Origin of the sequence: Micromonospora sp. NBC_01392 (assembly GCF_045040125.1) — a bacterium.
Taxonomy (GTDB): Bacteria; Actinomycetota; Actinomycetes; order Mycobacteriales; family Micromonosporaceae; genus Micromonospora.
The window spans coordinates 5,440,678-5,459,705 of sequence record NZ_CP109549.1 but is presented as its reverse complement, the minus strand read 5'-3'; the positions used below and the strand labels follow the sequence as shown (position 1 = coordinate 5,459,705).

Genomic DNA, 19,028 nt, shown 5'->3' with positions numbered 1-19,028 from the left:
CGAAGGGAAAGGACCGGAGATGACACCTCCGCACAACTACCTGGCGGTCATCAAGGTCGTCGGCATCGGGGGCGGCGGCGTGAACGCCGTCAACCGGATGATCGAGGTTGGGCTCAAGGGCGTCGAGTTCATCGCGATCAACACCGACGCGCAGGCGCTGCTGATGAGCGACGCCGACGTCAAGCTCGACGTCGGCCGGGAACTGACCCGAGGGCTGGGCGCCGGCGCCAACCCGGACGTCGGCAAGAACGCCGCCGAGGACCACCGCGACGAGATCGAAGAGGTGCTCAAGGGCGCCGACATGGTGTTCGTCACCTGCGGCGAGGGCGGCGGCACCGGCACCGGCGGCGCGCCGGTGGTGGCGAACATCGCCCGCAAGCTCGGCGCGCTCACCATCGGTGTGGTCACCCGGCCGTTCTCGTTCGAGGGCAAGCGCCGCCAGGTGCAGGCCGAGGCGGGCATCGAGGAGCTGCGCAACCAGTGCGACACGCTCATCGTGATCCCGAACGACCGGCTGCTCGCGCTCGGCGACCGCAACATCTCCATGATGGACGCGTTCCGCACCGCGGACCAGGTCCTCCTCTCCGGTGTCCAGGGCATCACCGACCTGATCACCACGCCGGGCCTGATCAACCTCGACTTCGCCGACGTGAAGAGCGTGATGAGCGGCGCGGGCAGCGCGCTCATGGGCATCGGCAGCGCGCGGGGCGAGAACCGCGCGGTCGAGGCGGCCGAGGCGGCCATCTCCAGCCCGCTGCTGGAGCAGAGCATGGACGGCGCGCGGGGCGTGCTGCTCTCCATCGCCGGCGGCTCGGACCTCGGCCTGTTCGAGATCAACGACGCGGCGCAGCTGGTCACCGACGCGGCCCACCCGGACGCCAACATCATCTTCGGTGCGGTGATCGACGACGCGCTCGGCGACGAGGTGCGGGTGACCGTGATCGCGGCCGGCTTCGACGGTGGCACCCCGGCCTACAAGGCGGTCGACCCGCCGCGCAAGAGCAACCAGAACCCGCCCACCCAGCCGAACGCGCCGGCGAACCCGCCGGCCACCATGCCGGCGCCGCAGCAGCCGTCCCGCCGGGTGCTCTTCGACGATGTCGACGTGCCCGACTTCCTCAAGAACGGGTCCTGAGCCCCGCCGATGACGGATTCATCCACCGCGGTGCGACCCGAGCGTCGCGCCGAACTCGCGGCCGGGCTGGCCCGGGTCCGGGCCCGGATCGCCGACGCCTGCGTGGCGGCCGGCCGCCACGCCGACGAGGTCACCCTGGTCGCGGTGACCAAGACGTACCCGGCCGCCGACGTGGTCGCGCTGGCCGGGCTCGGCGTGACGGACGTGGGGGAGAACCGGGACCAGGAGGCGGCCGGAAAGGCAGCGGCGGTGGCCGACGCCGGGGCGGTGCCGCGCTGGCACTTCATCGGGCAGTTGCAGCGCAACAAGGCCCGCTCGGTGGTCCGGTACGCCGACGTGGTCCAGTCGGTGGACAGCGTGCGGCTGGCGGTCGCCCTGGACGCCGCCGCGACCGGTGCCCGGGACCGCCCGCTGGACGTGTTGGTGCAGGTGAGTGTGGACGGTGACCCGGCCCGGGGTGGCGCGCTGCCGGGCGTCGCCGACCCGGAGCGGGGCCTCGACCCGGTGGCCGCCGCGGTGGCCGGGGCGGGCGGGCTGCGGCTGGCCGGCCTGATGGCGGTGGCCCCGCTGGGCTGGGAGCCGGACCGCGCGTTCGCCCGGCTGGCCGAGGTGGCGGCGCGGCTGCGTGCCGACCATCCGGGCGCGACGGTGCTGTCGGCGGGGATGAGCGGCGACCTGGAGAGCGCGATCGGCCACGGCGCGACACATGTCCGCGTCGGCAGCGCGTTGCTCGGAATGCGCCCCACGCTGGGGTAGCCTGGCCCGGACGGAAGCAAATTACATCAGTGTTGTTCAGGACGGCGTCTCCCGAAGCCCGGGGGCCGTGGCGGGCGGGCCGCGAACCGCACGTCAGGGGATTGCCGGTCCGGTCCGGTGGGCATGATCGTCCACTCGTGATCAAGCGACACGGCACGGGGGCGCGTGCCGCATGGCGGACGGAAGGGCGCGGGGATGGGTGCACTGCGCAAGGCGGGGGTCTGGCTCGGTCTCGTCGAGGAGGACGACGAGCGGGCGTACGAGGACGGTGGCTACGACAAGGGTGGCTACCGTGACTCGTCGCGCTACCGGTCGAGCCGGTACGCCGAGGAGTTCGCCGACGAGGACGACGAGGAGTCGGAGGAGCCGCCGGCGCCCCGGACCCGGGCCGGTGACCGGGGCCGGTTGACCGAGCGCGCCACCAGCCGCGCGGTCGACACCGACCGCTCCGAGGGTGAGCGGGCCGAGCGTTCCGAGCGGGCCAGTGTCCGGTCCATCACCCGGTCCTCCGCCGGCGAGGGTTCCGGCGCGTTGTCGTACCACACCCGGGACAATCTGGCCCTGGCGCCGCAGGCCCCGCCGCGCGAGCGGACGGTGGTCCCGGAGGACGAGCAGCGTTACCAGATCACCACGCTGCACCCGACCACCTACCGCGAGGCGCGGACCATCGGCGAGCACTTCCGGGACGGCGTTCCCGTGATCATCAATCTCACCGAGATGGACGAGGCGGACGCCCGCCGACTGGTCGACTTCGCCGCCGGGCTCGCGTTCGGCCTGCGCGGTACGATCGAGCGCGTGACCAACCGGGTGTTCCTGCTCTCACCGGCCAATGTCCAGGTCACCGCGGAGGACAAGGCCAAGATCGCTGAGGGCGGCTTTTTCAGCCTGAGCTAGCCCGCACGACCGAGGGACGTCGCCTGCTGTGTTGTCGATCCTGTTCCAGGTGCTCTACCTGCTGCTGTATTTCTTCCTGCTTGTCCTGTTGGCTCGATTTGTCCTCGGGGCCGTGCTCGCCTACGGCCGTCGCTGGCAACCCGGTCGGGGGGCATCGGCGGGACTGGAAGTCGTGTGGAGCGTCACTGATCCGCCCCTGCGAGCGTTGAGGCGTGTGATCCCACCACTGCGAATTGGTACCGTGAGCATCGACCTGGCCTCCCTTGTGCTCCTGGTTATCCTGTTCGTGCTGATGGAGTTCGTGTTACAGCGCCTGATCGTGGCGTTCGCCTGACCAGAGCGCTTTCGCGGCCGCAACTGACCCGAGGAGTTTCGATGCCGCTGACCCCGGCCGACGTCCACAACGTCGCCTTCAAAAAGCCGCCGATCGGCAAGCGGGGGTACGACGAGGAGGAGGTCGACGCCTTCCTGGACGAGGTCGAGCGTGAGCTGGCCCGTCTGATCGAGGAGAACAACGAGCTGCGCGCCCAGGTGGAGCGCGGCGGTCGGGGTGGCGCACCCGCCGGCCCCGGCGGCGACGCCCGGCTCGCGGCGGAGCTCAACGACGTCAAGGCCCAGCTCGACCGCGTGCAGCGCGACAAGGCGGCCGCCGAGCAGGCGGCCCGCGCGATGCAGGCCGAGCTGGAGCAGGTCCGCACCCAGGGCAGCCCGGTGGGCGTGACCGGGGACGGCGAGCAGCAGGCGCTGCGGGTGCTGATGATGGCCCAGCGCACCGCCGACGACCACGTCTCCGACGCCCGGCGCGAGGCCGACAGCCTGCTCTCCGAGGCCCGGTCCAAGGCCGAGGAGGTCACCCGCGAGGCGCGGGCCAAGGCCGACGCCCTGGAGCGGGACGCCCGCCAGCGGCACCAGGAGGCCATGGGCGGCCTGGACGCCAAGCGCACCGCGCTGTCGAAGCACATCGAGGAGCTCAAGCAGTTCGAGCGTGAGTACCGCACGCGCCTCAAGGCGTACCTGGAGAGCCAGCTGCGGGACCTCGACGGTCGTGGCCAGGGCATCGAGGTCGAGATGAACCGCGAGGGCACCCGTGCCGTCGGCGGCAGCAACGGCCTCGCCACCGCCGGCCTCGCCGGCTCCTTCGGCGGGGGCCGCGGCGCCGGCTCGCTCGAGTCCGGCCGCTGATCCCACGTCGGTGGCCGTCCCCGTGGCGGCCACCGACGGCACCAGTCCGACACGACGCGGCCGGGGGTGAGCCGTGATAGCCGCCAGCGTCCTGCTCATCCTCGTCGCGGTCGTGCTGCTGGTGGTCGGGCTGGCCGGTGGGTCCAGCTCGCTGCTGATCGTCTCGATCGCGGCCAGCCTGCTGTCCGCCGTCGCCTTCGTCGTGTTCGCCCGCCAGGCGGCCGCGGCCCGGGCCGCGGCGGGCCGGGAGGCCGGCCCGCGTTCCCGGACCGTTCCCGCCGGCCCGTCCCCGGACGAGCCGGTGAGCCCGGTCCCGCATCACACATCCACGGTCGGTGCCGGTGGACCCGGGTGGCGGCAACCGCCCGGGCCGCCGGTGGCCGAGCCCTACACGCCGGACGCCCGCGCCTACTCGCCGTCGGGCGAACCGGACGCCCGCGTCTACTTTCCGTCGGACGGGCCGGACGCCCGCGGGTTCCCGCCGTCGGACGGGCCGGACGCCCGCGCCTACTCACCGCCGGACGAGCCGGACGCCCGCGGGTTCCCGCCGTCGGACGGGCCGGACGCCCCGGACGCCCCGTCGTCCGGCGACTATTCCTCGCCGATGGGGTCGGACGTCCCGTCGTCCGGCGCCCACTCGTCGCCGAAGGGGCCGGATGCCGCGCCGTTCGTGGCCTACTCGCCGGTCGAGTCGGAGGCCGAGCCGACGCCCACCTCGCCCGCCCCGGGCGGGCCGCTCGCCGGCGATCCGTCGGCCGAGTTCCTCTCCGCCGGGGAGGTCGCCCGGCTGGTGCGACTGCCCGACGAGGTCCGGGTGGTCGACGGCCATCCCCGCTTCCACCTGGCCGACTGTCCCCACCTGGTGGGCCGGCCGGCCGAGTCGTTGCCGGTCGCCGAGGCGGTCGGGCTCGGCTTCACGCCGTGCGCGTACTGCGCCGCCGCCACCACGCTGCTCACCGACGCCCGGCCACGCTGACCATGACGACCGCGGACGCCCCGCTCACCGTCGCGGTGCGCGTGAAGCCCGGCGCGGCCCGGGCCCGGGTGGGCGGCCGGTTCGACGGGCCGTACGGCCCGGCCCTGGTCGTCGCCGTGCACGCGCCGGCGGTGGACGGCCGGGCCACCGAGGCGGCCCGGCGCGCGCTGGCCGACGCGCTCGGCGTCCGGCCGGCGGTGGTGTCGCTGCGGTCCGGCGCAGCCAGCCGGGACAAGCTCTTCCTGGTCGAGCGCCCGGCCGACCGCCTGCCCGAGGTGCTGCGTCGGCTGCGCGACGGCAGCGCGGAATGAGGGTCCGGCGGGCCGGTACGCGATGACGCCGGGGCTGAACCTCGCGCTGCTGGTGGGCGCCGCCGTGCTGCTGGTCGCGGTGGGCGCGGTGCGCTTCTCCACCCGGCTCGGCGTACCCAGCCTCCTGGTCTACCTGGCGCTCGGCGTGCTCATCGGCGAGGCCGGCCTGGGCATCCGCTTCGACGACGTCGAGCTGACCCGGGTACTGGGCTTCTGCGCGCTCATCGTGATCATCGCGGAGGGTGGCCTGAGCGCCCGGTGGAGCACGCTGCGACCGGTGCTCGGCCTGGCGGCCGTGCTCTCCACGGTCGGCGTGGTGGTCAGCATCGTGGTCGTCGGCGTGGTGGTGCACCTGCTGCTCGGCCTGGACTGGCGGCTGGCCCTGCTCTACGGCGCGGTGCTCTCCTCCACCGACGCCGCGGCGGTCTTCGCCACGCTGCGCCGGCTGCGCCTGCCGCCCCGGCTGGTGGCCACGCTGGAGGCCGAGTCCGGGATGAACGACGCGCCGGTGGTCCTGCTGGTGCTGCTGCTGTCCCGGGCCGGTGTGGCGGCGGCCCACCCCTGGTGGTACGAGGTGCTGCTGCTCGGGTACGAGTTGGGCGCCGGCGCGGCGGTCGGCGTGGGCGCGGGCCTGGCCGGGCGGTACGCGCTGCGTCGCGCCGCGCTGCCCTCGGCCGGCCTCTACCCGATCGCGGTGGTGGGCTTCACCGTGCTGGCGTACGCGGCCGGTTCGGTGCTGCACGCCTCGGGCTTCCTCGCCGTCTACGTGGCCGGGGTGCTGCTCGGCAATTCGAACCTGCCGCACCGGCAGGCCATCCTCGGGTTCGCCGACGGGCTGGCCTGGCTGGCCCAGATCGGCCTGTTCGTGCTGCTGGGGCTGCTGGTCTCGCCGACCCGGCTGGACGCGGCGGTGCTGCCGGCCGTGATCACCGGACTGGCCCTGCTGTTGTTCGCCCGGCCGTTGTCGGTGGCGGTCTCCGCGCTGCCGTTCCGGGTCTCCCGGCGCGAGCAGCTCTTCCTCTCCTGGGCCGGGCTGCGCGGCGCGGTGCCGATCGTGCTGGCCACCATCCCGCTCTCGCTGCGGGTGCCGGGCGCGGACCGGCTCTTCGACGCGGTCTTCGTGCTGGTGGTGATCTTCACGCTGCTCCAGGCCGGCACGCTCGCTCCGGCCGCCCGCCGGTTGGGGGTGACCGCGCCGGCGGAGGCGAGCGAGATCCTGCTGGAGACCGCGCCGTTGGAGCGGATGCGGGCCGACCTGCTCCAGCTGGAGGTGCCGCCCGGCTCCCGGCTGGGCGGGGTGCACGTGGACGAGCTGCGGCTGCCGGTGGGCGCGGCGGTCACGCTGGTGCTGCGCGACGGGGTCGGGTTCGTGCCCGGCCCGGACACCCGGCTGAAGGTGGGGGACAGCCTGCTCATCGTGGCCACCGCGGGGGTGCGGGACGCCGCGGAGCGGCGGTTGCGGGCGGTCAGTCGTCGCGGTCGCCTGGCCCGGTGGTTTGGGGAGTACGGCGAGGACCGGACCGGCTGATCTGCTAGCGTTCCTTTTGCCCCGATAGTTGGCACTTCGGGGCGGAAACCCGGAGCGACGGTGCGGCACGTTGTCGGACGCCTGTACGTTCCGTATTCTTGCCAACCTCCGGAGTGCACGGCGGGGCGCCGTGTGCCCCGTTCCGTTCGCGGGGGACGCGCCGGTGCCCCCTGCCCACGTACCGCTGACCGCCGCGCCACTGCGGCTGAGGGAGCTGACGATGGCGAAGCCAGCCGACACCAGGACCGCCGGTCGCAAGCCGGTGGCGAAGGCCACCCGCAGCGCGGCGGAGACCGAGAAGATCCGGGCCGCGCTGGCGGCGCGGCGGGACGAGCTCAACGCCGAGTACGATCAGACGCTGAGCGAGATCACCGAGCTGCAGCGCGACCGGCTGACCGACTCGGCCGGGGACGACCAGGCCGACACCGGCACCAAGACGTTCGAGCGTGAGCAGGAGATCTCTCTCGCCAACAGCATCAAGGAGCGGATCACGCAGGTCGAGCGCGCGTTGGAGCGGCTCGACGAGGGTGGCTACGGCTGGTGCGAGCGGTGCGGCAACCCGATCCCGGTGGAGCGGCTCGCCGCGTTCCCGTCGGCCACCCTCTGCGTGAGCTGCAAGCAGCTGGCGGAGCGGCGCTGACGTCGTCCGCTCCCCGGCGGCCGAACCGCAGACGGTGACCGCCACCGTCGCGAACGTCGATGGGGAGCAGATGACCGCAGCACCGCCCGCCGGGCCCGGCACCACCGAGTCGGGGGCCGGCGCCGCGCCCCGCCGCGCGGCGGTCGGCCTGCTGCTCGGCGTCGCCCTCTTCTCGCTTCTTGCGGACCTGGGCACGAAGCAGCTCGCGCTCAGCGAGCTGCCCGGCCGGGAGGAGCCGCTGTCGGTGCTCGGCGGCGCCGTCTACTTCACCCTCACCCGCAACAGCGGGGCCGCCTGGAGCATCGGCGCGGACCACACCTGGATCTTTCCGCTGATCACGTTCGCGGTGATCGGGTGGATCGGCTGGATGGCGCTGCGGCTGCGCTCCCTGCCGTGGGCGGTGTCGCTGGGCCTGGTGCTGGGCGGGGCGCTGGGCAACCTCACCGACCGGATCTTCCGGGCGCCGGGGCACTTCGTCGGCCACGTGGTCGACATGATCAGCCTGTTCGGCCCGTACGGCGAGCACTACCCGGTGTTCAACCTGGCCGACAGCTCGCTGGTCTGCGGCGTGGTGCTGGCGGTCTTCCTGGAGCTGACCGGCCGGCAGCGCGACGGCTCCCGGGCCGGCGCGAAACCCACCACCGACGACGCCGCCCGGGCCGACGAGAAGGAGCGCGCGTGACCGCCGCGTACGCCACCGGTGGCGACCACCGTTCCCTGCCGGTCCCGGACGGGCTCGACGGCATGCGGCTGGACCAGGCCGTGTCCCGGCTGTTCGGGCTGTCCCGCACCGCCGCGGCGGCGCTCGTGGACGCCGGGGACGCGCTCGTCGACGGCGTGGCCCGGGCCAACTCGCACAAGGTGAAGGCCGGCGCCTGGCTGGAGGTCACGCTGCCCGCGCCGGTCGCCCCGCCGACCGTGGTGCCGCAGGCGGTGCCCGGCCTGACCGTGGTCTACGCCGACGACGACATCGTGGTGGTCGACAAGCCGGTCGGGGTGGCCGCGCACCCGAGCCCCGGCTGGACCGGCCCGACCGTGATCGGCGGGCTGGCCGGCATCGGCCACCGCATCTCCACCAGCGGCGCCGCCGAACGGCAGGGCGTGGTGCACCGGCTCGACGTGGGCACCACCGGGATCATGGCGGTGGCCAAGAGCGAGCTGGCCTACACCGCGTTGAAGCGCGCCTTCAAGGAGCGCGAGGTGGAGAAGCGCTACCACGCCGTGGTGCAGGGCCACCCGGACCCGCTGCGCGGCACCATCGACGCGCCGATCGACAGGCACCCGCACCACGACTACCGGTGGGCGGTGGTCTCCGGCGGCAAGCCGAGCATCACGCACTACGACACGCTGGAGGCGTTCCCCTCGGCCAGCCTGCTCGACGTGCGGCTGGAGACGGGGCGTACGCACCAGATCCGGGTGCACTTCTCCACCCTGCGGCACCCCTGTGTGGGCGACCTGACCTACGGCGCGGACCCGACCCTGTCGGGCCGGCTCAAGCTGTCCCGGCAGTGGCTGCACGCCCGCTCGCTGAGTTTCCGGCACCCGCGCACCGGCGACGAGGTCACGTTTGTCAGCGACTACCCGGACGACCTGGCCCGGGCGCTGGAGATCCTGCGCGACTGACCGTGGACGACGACGACACCGCGCCGCCGCGCCGCGCGCGTGCCGCCGCGCTCACCTGGCTCGCGCTCGGCTGCGCGCTGCTGGTGCTGGTGGTGGCCGTCGCGCAGCGGCGGGACCGGCCGGTCGGTGACCGCACGGTCGGCGAGGTGACCCGCGTCGGGGTGGCCGCCGGCGGTTCCGTTCCGGCGTACCAGCGGGCCGCCGGCGCGGAGCTGGCCCGGCTGGACGCGCCGGACGGCTGGGCGCTCGTCACGTTCTCCGCCTACCTGACGCCGGCCCGGGTGGCGACCACGTTGGCCGGGACGCCGGTCTCGGCGGTGATCGCGCGCGTGCCGCTGCCCGGCCGGCAGACCGAGATCGTCCGGATCGCCGCGCTGCGGCTGCCCGACGACGTGGTCGGCGGGATGGCCGGGGTCGCCGCACGCAAGGACCGGGAGGCCGCCGACTACCGGGCCCGCGCCGCCGCCCCGGCGGCCACCGCCGATCCCGGGCTCCGTCGGGAGTACGACACCGGCGCGGCGGTCGCGGCCCGGGAGGCGGCCGGCTACCGGGCCGGGTGCGCCTGTGTCTACGCCGCGGTGGTCCGGGCCGCGCCGGACGCGCTGCGCGTGCTCGCCGACCGTCCCGGCGTACGGGTGGTGGATCCGGCGCCGGAGGTGACCCGGTTGGACCGGACCGTGTTCACCCCGCCGCTGCCCGAGCAGCGGGACGTGGCCCGGCCACCGGCCGACACCGGCCCGCCCGGGGACGGCGGAATGGGCGATTCGTCGGAAGCCGCACCGACAGTGAGCGGACCTTCACCGGCCGGTCGGTCGCCGGTCCCCGGCTCCGCTCCGGCCAATCCCACTCCCACCTCCTGAGACGCCCGGATGCGCGCCGCTCCGCCGGGTGTCACGGTGAGCAGAGCCACCGGGCGATGTGCGGCGCGGGGAGTGGTCCGAATAGGGTTTCGTTCGTAGCCTGTCAGGCGTCAGATCGATGGGCTGGGGGAGGGCGAATCCTTGGACGGCAGCGAGACCGGCTGGGGTCGGCAGGGTGAGCCGGCACCGCGGTGGCGGGCGCTGCTCGACCGGGCCCGGCTCGGCGGTCGCGGCGCGGAGCACGCCGACGCCGACCGGCACGCCGAGGAATCCGTGCCGCCGCCCCCCGAAGCGCTGCCGCGCCGTGGCGCGGGCACCGGCTGGACCGGCCGCGCCGCCGCCGTCGGTCGCGCCGCCGACGGGTCGTACGGTGCCGAGCCCGGCTACCGGGCCGAGGCCACGTTCCGGGTGGACCCGGCCTTCCGCGCCGACCCGCGCCTCGACGGCGAGCCGGCGTACCGGGCGGAACCGGCGTACCGCACCGATCCGGAGCCGCTGGCCGAGCCGTCCTGGCGGGCCGAGCCGTCCTACACCCCGGAACCGCGCGAACCGTCCTGGCGCGTCGACCCGTCCTACGCCACGGAGTCCCCGGTCGAGCCGCGCGCGGAGCCGTCCTGGCGACCCGAGCCGTCGTACCCCGCGGAGCCGCCGGCCGAGCCGTCCTGGCGGGCCGAGGCGGAGCCGCGCGGGCGGGCCGAGGCGCCCGTCGAGTCGCGATACTCCCTGCTCGACGGCGGCTACCGTCCCGCACCGCCGCCCGCCGAGTCCCGTTACGCGTTGCTGGACCGCGGCCGGTACCGGCCCGGCATCCCGCCGACGCCGGAACCACCCGTCGTGCCCACCCCGCGCCGGCCGGTCGAGGCACGGCCGGGCCGGATCGAGGCGGCCCCGGCGCGGTGGCGCGCCCCGGCGCCCGACGCCGAGCTGGAACGGGCCACCGGCGTGCTCCGCCGCGAGCTGGGCACCCCCCGGGTGCTCGCGTTCGCCAACCCCAAGGGCGGGGTGCACAAGACCACCGCCACCGTGCTCGCCGCCGCCACCGTGGGCAGCGTGCGCGGGCGCGGCGTGCTCGCCTGGGACGACAACGAGCTGCGGGGCACGCTGGGCCTGCGCGCCGGCAGCGCCCGACACGCCCGCACCATCCGCCACCTGGTCCACGACCTCGCGCAGATCGAGATCCTCGACGGCGACACCCTGCTGTCCCACCTCGACGACTACCTGCGGCACGCCGCCGACGGCTCGTACGACGTGCTGGCCGGCGAGGAGAGCCCGCGCTTCGCCCAGCGACTCGACCAGTTCACCGTCAAGCGGGTGCTGGAGCTGCTGCGCCGCACCCACGAGGTGGTCTGCGTGGACACCGGCAACAACGTGGAGAGCCCGAACTGGCGCACCGTCATGCAGGCCGCCGACCAGCTCGTGGTGACCACCGTGCCGCGTGAGGACGCCGCCTTCAGCGCGGACTGGATGCTCGACCTGCTGCACGAGGTGGGCATGGGCGAGCTGGCCGACAACGCGGTCACGTTGATTTCCTGCCCGACGCCGGGGCGCACCTCGCTCCAGGACGACCTGGAACGGCACTTCGCCACCCGTACCCGGGCGGTCACCGTGGTGCCCTACGACCCGGCGCTGGAGACCGGCTCCTCGATCGAGTACCACCAGCTCCAGGCCGAGACCCGGCACGCCTGGCTCAAGGCGGCGGCGGTGATGGTGGAGCCGTTCGCGCGCTGAGCGCCGACCACCGCCCCACGCCGTGCCCGGGCCTGAGAGGATCACCGGGTGAGCCCGGACACCCCTGATCCCGAGCGGACCGCCGACCGTCCCGGCGCCGCGGAGCAGCCGCCCGCCGAGCAGCCGTCCGGCTGGCCCGGTGGCCTTCCGGTGCCCGCCGGCACCCCGGTCACCGCGCCCGGCGCGGCCCCGCTCGCCGGCCATCCGGACGTCGTCCGGGAGCTGCCCGGCGCGATGTCCGACCCGCGCCGCGACGGCGGACGGCCGGTGGCGACGGTCCTCGGCGTGGCGGCGCTGCTCACCGCGCTCGGTGTGCCGCTGGGTCTGCTGTGGGCGTGGGCCGCGCCGGGCACGCCGGTGCGGCAGACGCCGGACGGCGCGGTGTACGCGGTCCCGCAGCCGGAGCAACCGATCGCGGCCGACGGCTGGTTCAGCCTCCTCGCGCTCGGCTTCGGGGTCCTCTCCGCCATCGCGCTGTGGGTGCTGCTGCGCCGCCGGCGCGGCCCGGTCGGCCTGCTCGCGGCGACGCTGGGCGGCCTCGGCGCGGCGGTGGTGGCCTGGCAGGTGGGCCGGCGGATCGGGCTGGGCACCTTCCAGCGGCTGCTGGACACCGCGCCACCGGGCACCGACTTCACCAAGCCGGCCGACCTGCGCGCCGGCGGGGTCGACTGGTTCGGTCCGCTGCCCCTGCCGCACGGCAACCTGCTGCTCGCGGCGTTCGGCGCGGCCGTCACGTACACGCTGCTTGCCGGCTGGTCGCGATGGCCGTCGCTGCGCCCCGAACCGGAGCCCGGTGCGTGGCCGGCCCCGCCCGGCCCGGACGGCGGGTGGCCGGCGGCGTCGGGCCCGGACGGCGGGTGGCCGGCGGCGTCGGGCCCGGACGGCGGGTGGCCGACGGCGTCGGGCCCGGACGGTGCGTGGCCGGCGGCGTCGGGCCCGGACGGCGGTTGGCCGGCCCCGCCTGGCCCGGGCGGCGGGCGGCCACCCGCGTCGGAGGCCGCTGGGTGGCCGGCGGCGTCGGAGGTCGGTGGCCCGGGGCCGGCCGGCCCGGGGCCGGGGGACGGCGACCGGGCGGACCCGCCGGGGTTCAGTTCGGCGTCGGAAGACCCGCCAGCTCGCTGAGCGGCACCGGCACCGCCCGGACCTGGCGCAGCAGCGCCGACTCGCGGTTGAGCAGGCGTAGCTCGGCGCGGAGCCGGCCGGGGGTGTCGTCGATGGCGAGCAGTCGCTGCCGGTCGGCGACGGTCAGCGCGGCGGTCGCCGCGACCAGGTGTGACAGCACGGTCGGGTCCTCCGGGAGCTGCTCGGAGATCTCCTCCTGGTCCGGCCGGATCAGGCCGAGATAGTGCCGGAACACCGAGATCACCCGGGCCGCCAGCACGTCGGCCACCTCGTCCGGGCCGGTCGGCTCGGGCAGCCACTCCACCTCGGCGGTGAGGTACGGCTCGGCGTCGTCGTCGATCTCGGCGACGCGGAACCGGCGCCGGCCCACCGTGACGATGTCGAACCCGCCGTCGGCCAGCTCGGTGACCTGCCGCAGCTCGGCCGTGCAGCCCACCTCGTGCAGGGTGATCTCGCCGCCGGCCAGCCCGGAGCGGCCCGGCGGCCCGGCCGGCGCGACCTCCCAGCCGGCCTGGATCGCCACCACGCCGAACTCGCGTGGCGCGCCCTCGGGCAGCCCGACCAGGTGGCGGACCAGGGATCGGTAGCGCTCCTCGAAGATGTGCAGCGGAAGGACCAGCCCGGGGAAGAGGACGGTCCCGAGCGGGAACACCGGCAGCCGTGCGCTCACGTGATCGAGCGTAGCTCCCCCGCGCCCGGCCTGCGTGTCCCGGCTCACCGTCCCGGCGTGCGGGCGGCCCCGGTCGGTCCGACCGGCGGCGGCCTAGACTCGCAGGTGTGCTGAATCGGATCGACCTGCGCGGCGGGGTGCCCGACCCGCGCCGCCTGCTGCCCCGTGCCCAGCTCGACGTCTCCGTCGCGGTCGAGCGGATCCGCCCCCTCGTCGAGGCGGTCCGCGAGCATGGCTACCCGGCGATCCGGGAGGCCAGCGAGCGGTTCGACGGCGTCGCGCCGGAGCATCTGCGGGTGCCGGTCGAGGTGATCCGCGCCGCCGAGGGTGAGCTGGACCCCCAGGTCCGCGCCGCGCTGCTGGAGTCGATCACCCGGGCCCGCAAGGTCCACGCCGACCAGCGCCGGACCGACCACACCACGACCGTGGTGCCCGGCGGCACGGTGACCGAGCGGTGGGTGCCGGTCGACCGGGTGGGCCTCTACGTCCCCGGCGGTCTGGCCATGTACCCGTCGACGGTGGTGATGAACGTGGTCCCGGCCCAGGCGGCCGGGGTGCGCTCGCTGGTGGTGGCGAGCCCGCCGCAGAAGGACAACGACGGCCTGCCCGACCCGCGGGTCCTCGCCGCCTGCGCGCTGCTCGGCGTGGACGAGGTGTACGCGGTCGGCGGCGCCCAGGCGGTGGCCATGCTCGCGTACGGCGCGACTGTCGACCCGGCCGGAGACGAGCGCTGCGACCCGGTCGACATGATCACCGGGCCGGGCAACATCTGGGTCACCGCCGCGAAGCGGCTGCTGCGCGGCGTGGTCGGCATCGACGCCGAGGCCGGCCCGACGGAGATCGCCGTCCTGGCCGACCACACCGCCGACCCGGCGCACGTCGCCGCCGACCTGATCAGCCAGGCCGAGCACGACCCGCTGGCGGCCAGCGTGCTGGTCACGCCGTCGACCGAGCTGGCCGACGCGGTCGACGCCGAGCTGGCCCGGCAGGTGCCGGCGGCCAAGCACGCCGAGCGGATCGGCACCGCGCTGCGCGGCGAGCAGAGCGGCGTGGTCCTCGTCGACGACCTGGCGGCCGGGCTGCGGGTGGTCGACGCGTACGCGGCCGAGCACCTGGAGATCCAGACCGAGAACGCCCGCGAGTGGGCGTTGCGGGTGCGCAACGCCGGTGCGATCTTCGTGGGCGCGTGGTCGCCGGTGTCGCTCGGCGACTACTGCGCCGGCTCCAACCACGTGCTGCCCACCGGCGGCTGCGCCCGGCACTCCTCCGGGTTGTCCGTGCAGTCCTTCCTGCGCGGCGTCCACCTGGTGGAATACACCGAGCAGGCGCTGCGCGAGGTGGCCCCGCACGTGGTCACGCTGGCCGGCGTGGAGGACCTGCCGGCGCACGGCCAGGCGGTCCGCGTCCGCTTCCCCGGAGACGACTCGTGACCACGCTCGACGACCTGCCGATCCGGGGCGACCTGCGCGGACGCTCCCCGTACGGCGCGCCGCAGCTCGACGTGCCGGTGCGGCTGAACACCAACGAGAACTCCTACCCGGTGCCCGAGCCGGTGGTCGAGGCGATCGGCAAGGCGGTCGCGGCCGAGCTGCGTGACCTGAACCGTTACCCGGACCGGGACGCGGTGGCGCTCCGCGCCGACCTGGCGGCGTACCTGGGCCACGACCTCACCGCCGACCACGTGTGGGCGGCCAACGGCTCCAACGAGATCCAGCAGCAGTTGCTCCAGGCGTTCGGCGGCCCCGGGCGCACCGCGCTCGGCTTCACCCCGGCGTACTCGATGCACCCGCTGCTGGCGCTCGGCACCGGCACCCGGTGGATCCCCGGCGTCCGGGGCGCCGACTTCGGGCTGACCGCCGCCGACGCGGTCGACCAGGTGCGCGCGCACCGCCCGGACGTGGTGTTCCTCTGCTCGCCGAACAACCCGACCGGCACCGCGCTCGACCCGGCCGTGGTCGCCGCCGTGCTGGCCGAGGCGCCCGGCATGGTGGTGGTGGACGAGGCGTACGCGGAGTTCGCCCGGCCCGGCACGGTCAGCGCGCTCGCCGTGCTGCCCGGCCACCCCCGACTGGTGGTCACCCGCACCATGAGCAAGGCGTTCGGGTTCGCCGGCGGCCGGCTGGGTTACCTGGCCGCCGACCCGGCGGTGGTGGCGGCGGTGCAGCTGGTCCGGCTGCCGTACCACCTCTCCGCGCTCACCCAGGCCGCCGCCCGGGCGGCGCTGGCGCACCGGGACGCGTTGCTCGGCACCGTCTCCGCGATCATGGTCCAGCGCGACCGGATCGTCGCCGAGCTGCGCGCGCGGGGGCGCCGGGTGGCCGACAGCGACGCAAACTTCGTGCTGTTCGACGTCGGCGGCGACCAGGGCGCCGCCTGGCGTACCCTGCTCGACGCCGGCGTGCTGGTCCGCGACGTCGGCCTGCCCGGCTGGCTGCGGGTCACCGCCGGAACCCCGGCCGAGACCGACGCCTTTCTGTCCGCGATGGAGAAGTTGTCATGAACCGCACCGCCCGGATCGAGCGGGTCACCAACGAGACCAAGGTGCTTGTCGAGATCGACCTCGACGGCACCGGCAAGGCCGACATCGAGACCGGCGTCGGCTTCTACGACCACATGCTGAACCAGATCGCCCGGCACGGCGGCTTCGACCTGACCGTGCACACGGTCGGCGACCTGGAGATCGACGCGCACCACACCATGGAGGACACCGCGCTCGCGCTGGGCACGGCGTTCGACCGGGCGCTGGGTGACAAGGCCGGCATCCGGCGGTACGGCTCGGCCACCGTCCCGATGGACGAGGTGCTGGTGCGGGCCGCGGTCGACCTGTCCGGCCGGCCGTACGTGGTGCACGACGAGCCGGCGCTGTCGCCGTACATCGGGCCGGTCTACCCGACCAGCATGACCCGGCACATCTGGGAGTCGTTCGGCCAGTCGGCCCGGGTCACGCTGCACGTGGACGTGCTGCGGGCGGCCCGGCCCGGCGGCCACCCGGACGCGCACCACGTGGTCGAGGCCCAGTTCAAGGCCGTGTCCCGGGCGCTGCGTGAGGCGACCGCGATCGACCCGCGCAGCGCCGGCGTGGTGCCCTCCACGAAGGGTGCGCTCTGATGAGCGCGAGGAACGCAGCGCAGCGGAGTCCCGCAGTCGCGAATGAAAGGCGGCCCGGCCTGTGAAGGTGTTGCCGACGCTGCTGCTGATCCTGGCCGGGGTGCTGGTCGGTGGGACGTGGTCGCTGCACAAGCAGGGCGCCGCCCGCGCCGCCGTGGTGGTCACCGGCCTGCTGGCTGTGCTGGCCACCGCCGGCGGGCTGCTCTGGCTGCTGCCCGGGGAGGGCTGATGGCCCGGCGGGTGGTGGTGCTCGACTACGGCTCGGGCAACCTGCGTTCGGCCGAGCGCGCGCTGGAGCGGGCCGGTGCGGACGTCACCGTGACCGACGACCTGACCACCGCCGCCGGGGCCGACGGCCTGGTGGTGCCGGGCGTCGGCGCGTACGCCGCGTGCATGGCGGGCATCGAGGCGCTCGGCGCCGGCCCGGTGATCGCCGAGCGGGTGGCGACGGGCCGCCCGGTGCTCGGCATCTGCGTCGGCATGCAGGTGCTCTTCGAACACGGCGACGAGCACGGCGTCGTGACCAAGGGCCTGGGCCTGCTGCCCGGCGGGGTGACGAAGCTGCCCGCGCCGCGCCTGCCGCACATGGGCTGGAACACGGTGCGCCCGCCGGACGGGTCGGTGCTCTTCGCCGGCCTGCCGGCCGACGCCCGGTTCTACTTCGTGCACTCCTACGGGGTCACCGACCCGGCCGCGCTCGCCGCCGCCGGCGCCGTCGTGACCACCGCGCACCACGGCGGCGACTTCGTCGCGGCGGTGGAGCGGGGGGCGCTGTCCGCCGCCCAGTTCCACCCGGAGAAGTCGGCCGACACGGGCGCGGCGCTCCTGCGCAACTGGCTCGGGACGCTTGGGTGAGCGCGAGGAGTGAGCCGGTCCTGCGAGCCCCGCAGTCGCGAACGAACGGCGGCTGATGAGTAAGGAGCGGGCCCGTCGTCGGGCGGCCCGCGAGGCCGAGCAGGAGCGGGAACGCGCCGTCCGGGCCCGGCGGGTGGCCCGTCGGGAGCGGCGCCGGGCCTGGGTACGCCGGCTGACGCCCCGGCTGCGGCGGGGGCGCACCGGTCGGCTGCGCCGGCACAGCCGGCGGGAGCGGGCGGCCATCGTGCTGCTCACCGCCGTCGCGGTGATCGGCATCTGGAGTTTCGTCGACGACCTCGCGCTGCGTCTGGCGTTGGTCGTGTTGTTGCTGCTGGTCCTGCCGGCGATCGTGGTGATCGCGTTGGACCGTCGTTGAGGATGCGAGGAGACAACCGTTGAGCCTTGACCTGTTGCCCGCCGTGGACGTCGCCGACGGCCAGGCCGTCCGGCTCGTGCAGGGCGCCGCCGGCAGCGAGACCGCGTACGGCGACCCGCTGGAGGCGGCGCTCGCCTGGCAGTCCGACGGCGCGGAGTGGATCCACCTGGTCGACCTGGACGCCGCGTTCGGCCGGGGCTCCAACGCGGCGCTGCTCGCCGAGGTGGTCGGCAAGCTCGACGTCAAGGTGGAGCTGTCGGGCGGGATCCGCGACGACGAGTCGTTGCGGGCGGCGCTGGGCACCGGGGCGGCCCGGGTCAACATCGGCACCGCCGCGTTGGAGGATCCCGAGTGGTGCGACCGGATCTGCGGCGAGTACGGGGACCGCGTGGCGATCGGGCTGGACGTGCGTGGGCGTACCCTCTCGGCGCGGGGCTGGACCCGCGACGGCGGTGACCTCTACGACGTGCTGGCCCGGCTGGACGCGGCCGGCGCGGCGCGGTACGTGGTCACCGACATCACCAAGGACGGCACCATGCGAGGGCCGAACCTGGACCTGCTGCGCGAGGTGTGCGCCCGCACCGACGCGCCGGTGATCGCCTCCGGCGGGGTGTCCACGCTCGACGACCTGCGGGCGCTGGCCACGCTGGAGCCGGTCGGCGTGGAGGGCGTGATCGCCGGCAAGGCGCTCTACGCCGGCGCGTTCACGGTCGCCCAGGCGCTCGCCACGCTGCGGGCCGGCGCGTGACGATCGAGGTGGGCGGGTCGCCGGTGGTGACCCGGCTCGGCTCGGGCGGCCCGTGGGAGGCGCTCTACGGCTACTCCCGGGTGGTCCGGGCCGGCGCGCTGGCGATCACCGCCGGCTGCACCTCCACGGTGGACGGTCGGGTGGCGCACGTGGGGGACGCGGCGGCGCAGACCGCGCAGGCGATCCGGATCGGCCTGGACGCGCTGGCCGAGGTGGGCGCGGAACCGGCCGACGTGGTTCGGACCCGGATGTACGTGACCGACCGGCTCTACGTCGACGAGGTGGGCCGGGCGCACAACGCGGTGTTCGGCCCGGTTCGTCCGGTGGCGACCATGGTGGTGGTGGCCGGTCTGCTCGACCCGGAGCACCTGGTCGAGATCGAGCTGGAGGCGTGGCTCCCGCACCCCTGACCCCAGAGGCGGTGCGCCCTCTTTCACGGAAAGAGTGGGTATCCGGGCCGGAATAGGCCCGCTTTCCGGGAAAGAGCGGCTACCGGTGTGAGCGTGCGCACCCGCG

General features: G+C 75.0%; 22 protein-coding genes and 1 pseudogene. 22 read left to right on the top strand and 1 reads right to left on the bottom strand.

Annotated features, from left to right (window positions below):
- Positions 1 to 19: 19 nt before the first annotated feature.
- The 14 genes and pseudogenes from ftsZ to OG767_RS23340 form a co-directional block, all read left to right on the top strand.
- A complete protein-coding gene (gene ftsZ, locus OG767_RS23405; RefSeq protein ID WP_107157603.1) occupies positions 20 to 1,135 on the top strand; it encodes a cell division protein FtsZ in 1,116 nt (371 codons plus the stop codon).
- A 9-nt stretch (positions 1,136 to 1,144) separates the two neighbouring features.
- The gene (locus OG767_RS23400; protein WP_405090521.1) at positions 1,145 to 1,891 is read left to right on the top strand and encodes a YggS family pyridoxal phosphate-dependent enzyme; all 747 of its coding nucleotides are present in this window, start codon (positions 1,145 to 1,147) and stop codon (positions 1,889 to 1,891) included.
- Positions 1,892 to 2,086: 195 nt separating this feature from the next.
- Positions 2,087 to 2,785, top strand: coding sequence for a cell division protein SepF (locus tag OG767_RS23395; protein ID WP_405090520.1), 699 nt, complete (start codon positions 2,087 to 2,089; stop codon positions 2,783 to 2,785).
- Between the two features lie 28 nt (positions 2,786 to 2,813).
- On the top strand, positions 2,814 to 3,119 hold the full coding sequence (locus OG767_RS23390; protein ID WP_091059628.1) for a YggT family protein: 306 nt from the start codon (positions 2,814 to 2,816) through the stop codon (positions 3,117 to 3,119).
- Between the two features lie 41 nt (positions 3,120 to 3,160).
- Complete coding sequence (locus tag OG767_RS23385; RefSeq protein ID WP_107157600.1) at positions 3,161 to 3,967, top strand: DivIVA domain-containing protein; 807 nt, start codon at positions 3,161 to 3,163, stop codon at positions 3,965 to 3,967.
- Positions 3,968 to 4,268: 301 nt separating this feature from the next.
- The gene (locus OG767_RS23380) at positions 4,269 to 4,943 is read left to right on the top strand and encodes a hypothetical protein (RefSeq protein WP_405094284.1); all 675 of its coding nucleotides are present in this window, start codon (positions 4,269 to 4,271) and stop codon (positions 4,941 to 4,943) included.
- Between the two features lie 2 nt (positions 4,944 to 4,945).
- On the top strand, positions 4,946 to 5,254 hold the full coding sequence (locus tag OG767_RS23375) for a DUF167 domain-containing protein (RefSeq protein ID WP_107157598.1): 309 nt from the start codon (positions 4,946 to 4,948) through the stop codon (positions 5,252 to 5,254).
- Positions 5,255 to 5,276: 22 nt separating this feature from the next.
- Positions 5,277 to 6,782, top strand: a complete 1,506-nt coding sequence (locus tag OG767_RS23370; protein WP_405090519.1) for a potassium/proton antiporter — start codon at positions 5,277 to 5,279, stop codon at positions 6,780 to 6,782.
- A 220-nt stretch (positions 6,783 to 7,002) separates the two neighbouring features.
- On the top strand, positions 7,003 to 7,422 hold the full coding sequence (locus OG767_RS23365; protein WP_107157596.1) for a TraR/DksA C4-type zinc finger protein: 420 nt from the start codon (positions 7,003 to 7,005) through the stop codon (positions 7,420 to 7,422).
- A 70-nt stretch (positions 7,423 to 7,492) separates the two neighbouring features.
- On the top strand, positions 7,493 to 8,104 hold the full coding sequence (gene lspA, locus OG767_RS23360) for a signal peptidase II (RefSeq protein ID WP_405090518.1): 612 nt from the start codon (positions 7,493 to 7,495) through the stop codon (positions 8,102 to 8,104).
- A complete protein-coding gene (locus OG767_RS23355; protein ID WP_107157595.1) occupies positions 8,101 to 9,045 on the top strand; it encodes an RluA family pseudouridine synthase in 945 nt (314 codons plus the stop codon). The genes lspA and OG767_RS23355 overlap by 4 nt, the downstream gene beginning before the upstream one ends.
- 2 nt (positions 9,046 to 9,047) lie before the next feature.
- Complete coding sequence (locus OG767_RS23350; RefSeq protein WP_405090517.1) at positions 9,048 to 9,905, top strand: hypothetical protein; 858 nt, start codon at positions 9,048 to 9,050, stop codon at positions 9,903 to 9,905.
- Positions 9,906 to 10,046: 141 nt separating this feature from the next.
- Entirely contained in the window at positions 10,047 to 11,633 is a 1,587-nt protein-coding gene (locus OG767_RS23345; RefSeq protein WP_405090516.1) for an ATPase, read from the top strand.
- Positions 11,634 to 11,681: 48 nt separating this feature from the next.
- A pseudogene (locus OG767_RS23340) lies at positions 11,682 to 12,521 on the top strand (DUF2567 domain-containing protein); the annotation flags it as partial.
- Positions 12,522 to 12,720: 199 nt separating this feature from the next.
- Here OG767_RS23340 and OG767_RS23335 read toward each other — a convergent pair.
- Positions 12,721 to 13,425: an LON peptidase substrate-binding domain-containing protein gene (locus tag OG767_RS23335; RefSeq protein WP_405090515.1), complete on the bottom strand. Its 705-nt coding sequence runs from the start codon at positions 13,423 to 13,425 to the stop codon at positions 12,721 to 12,723.
- 107 nt (positions 13,426 to 13,532) lie between these two features.
- Between OG767_RS23335 and hisD the strand changes: the two genes are divergently transcribed.
- The 8 genes from hisD to OG767_RS23295 all read left to right on the top strand — a co-directional run bounded on the left by hisD (position 13,533) and on the right by OG767_RS23295 (position 18,922).
- Positions 13,533 to 14,855, top strand: a complete 1,323-nt coding sequence (hisD, locus tag OG767_RS23330; protein ID WP_281936566.1) for a histidinol dehydrogenase — start codon at positions 13,533 to 13,535, stop codon at positions 14,853 to 14,855.
- Positions 14,852 to 15,925 (top strand): histidinol-phosphate transaminase, encoded by a 1,074-nt coding sequence (locus tag OG767_RS23325; RefSeq protein WP_405090514.1) that lies wholly within the window; start codon positions 14,852 to 14,854, stop codon positions 15,923 to 15,925. Before hisD ends, OG767_RS23325 begins: the two co-directional genes overlap by 4 nt.
- The gene (gene hisB, locus OG767_RS23320) at positions 15,922 to 16,533 is read left to right on the top strand and encodes an imidazoleglycerol-phosphate dehydratase HisB (protein WP_405090513.1); all 612 of its coding nucleotides are present in this window, start codon (positions 15,922 to 15,924) and stop codon (positions 16,531 to 16,533) included. Before OG767_RS23325 ends, hisB begins: the two co-directional genes overlap by 4 nt.
- A gap of 61 nt (positions 16,534 to 16,594) precedes the next feature.
- Positions 16,595 to 16,762 (top strand): hypothetical protein, encoded by a 168-nt coding sequence (locus tag OG767_RS23315; protein WP_405090512.1) that lies wholly within the window; start codon positions 16,595 to 16,597, stop codon positions 16,760 to 16,762.
- Positions 16,762 to 17,388: an imidazole glycerol phosphate synthase subunit HisH gene (gene hisH / locus OG767_RS23310; RefSeq protein WP_405090511.1), complete on the top strand. Its 627-nt coding sequence runs from the start codon at positions 16,762 to 16,764 to the stop codon at positions 17,386 to 17,388. Before OG767_RS23315 ends, hisH begins: the two co-directional genes overlap by 1 nt.
- A gap of 55 nt (positions 17,389 to 17,443) precedes the next feature.
- On the top strand, positions 17,444 to 17,764 hold the full coding sequence (locus OG767_RS23305) for a hypothetical protein (protein ID WP_281936557.1): 321 nt from the start codon (positions 17,444 to 17,446) through the stop codon (positions 17,762 to 17,764).
- Positions 17,765 to 17,783: 19 nt separating this feature from the next.
- A complete protein-coding gene (gene priA / locus OG767_RS23300; protein WP_357303148.1) occupies positions 17,784 to 18,512 on the top strand; it encodes a bifunctional 1-(5-phosphoribosyl)-5-((5-phosphoribosylamino)methylideneamino)imidazole-4-carboxamide isomerase/phosphoribosylanthranilate isomerase PriA in 729 nt (242 codons plus the stop codon).
- Entirely contained in the window at positions 18,509 to 18,922 is a 414-nt protein-coding gene (locus tag OG767_RS23295) for a RidA family protein (RefSeq protein WP_405090510.1), read from the top strand. Before priA ends, OG767_RS23295 begins: the two co-directional genes overlap by 4 nt.
- Positions 18,923 to 19,028 lie beyond the last annotated feature (106 nt).

What these genes read in the sequence shown, in the direction of transcription:
- OG767_RS23305 (WP_281936557.1), top strand. Translation starts at nt 17,444, where the DNA reads ATGAGTAAGGAGCGGGCCCGTCGTCGGGCGGCCCGCGAGGCCGAGCAG.
- hisH (WP_405090511.1), top strand. Translation starts at nt 16,762, where the DNA reads ATGGCCCGGCGGGTGGTGGTGCTCGACTACGGCTCGGGCAACCTGCGT.
- OG767_RS23375 (WP_107157598.1), top strand. Translation starts at nt 4,946, where the DNA reads ATGACGACCGCGGACGCCCCGCTCACCGTCGCGGTGCGCGTGAAGCCC.
- ftsZ (WP_107157603.1), top strand. Translation starts at nt 20, where the DNA reads ATGACACCTCCGCACAACTACCTGGCGGTCATCAAGGTCGTCGGCATC.
- hisB (WP_405090513.1), top strand. Translation starts at nt 15,922, where the DNA reads ATGAACCGCACCGCCCGGATCGAGCGGGTCACCAACGAGACCAAGGTG.
- OG767_RS23400 (WP_405090521.1), top strand. Translation starts at nt 1,145, where the DNA reads ATGACGGATTCATCCACCGCGGTGCGACCCGAGCGTCGCGCCGAACTC.
- OG767_RS23370 (WP_405090519.1), top strand. Translation starts at nt 5,277, where the DNA reads ATGACGCCGGGGCTGAACCTCGCGCTGCTGGTGGGCGCCGCCGTGCTG.
- OG767_RS23385 (WP_107157600.1), top strand. Translation starts at nt 3,161, where the DNA reads ATGCCGCTGACCCCGGCCGACGTCCACAACGTCGCCTTCAAAAAGCCG.
- OG767_RS23395 (WP_405090520.1), top strand. Translation starts at nt 2,087, where the DNA reads ATGGGTGCACTGCGCAAGGCGGGGGTCTGGCTCGGTCTCGTCGAGGAG.
- OG767_RS23365 (WP_107157596.1), top strand. Translation starts at nt 7,003, where the DNA reads ATGGCGAAGCCAGCCGACACCAGGACCGCCGGTCGCAAGCCGGTGGCG.
- lspA (WP_405090518.1), top strand. Translation starts at nt 7,493, where the DNA reads ATGACCGCAGCACCGCCCGCCGGGCCCGGCACCACCGAGTCGGGGGCC.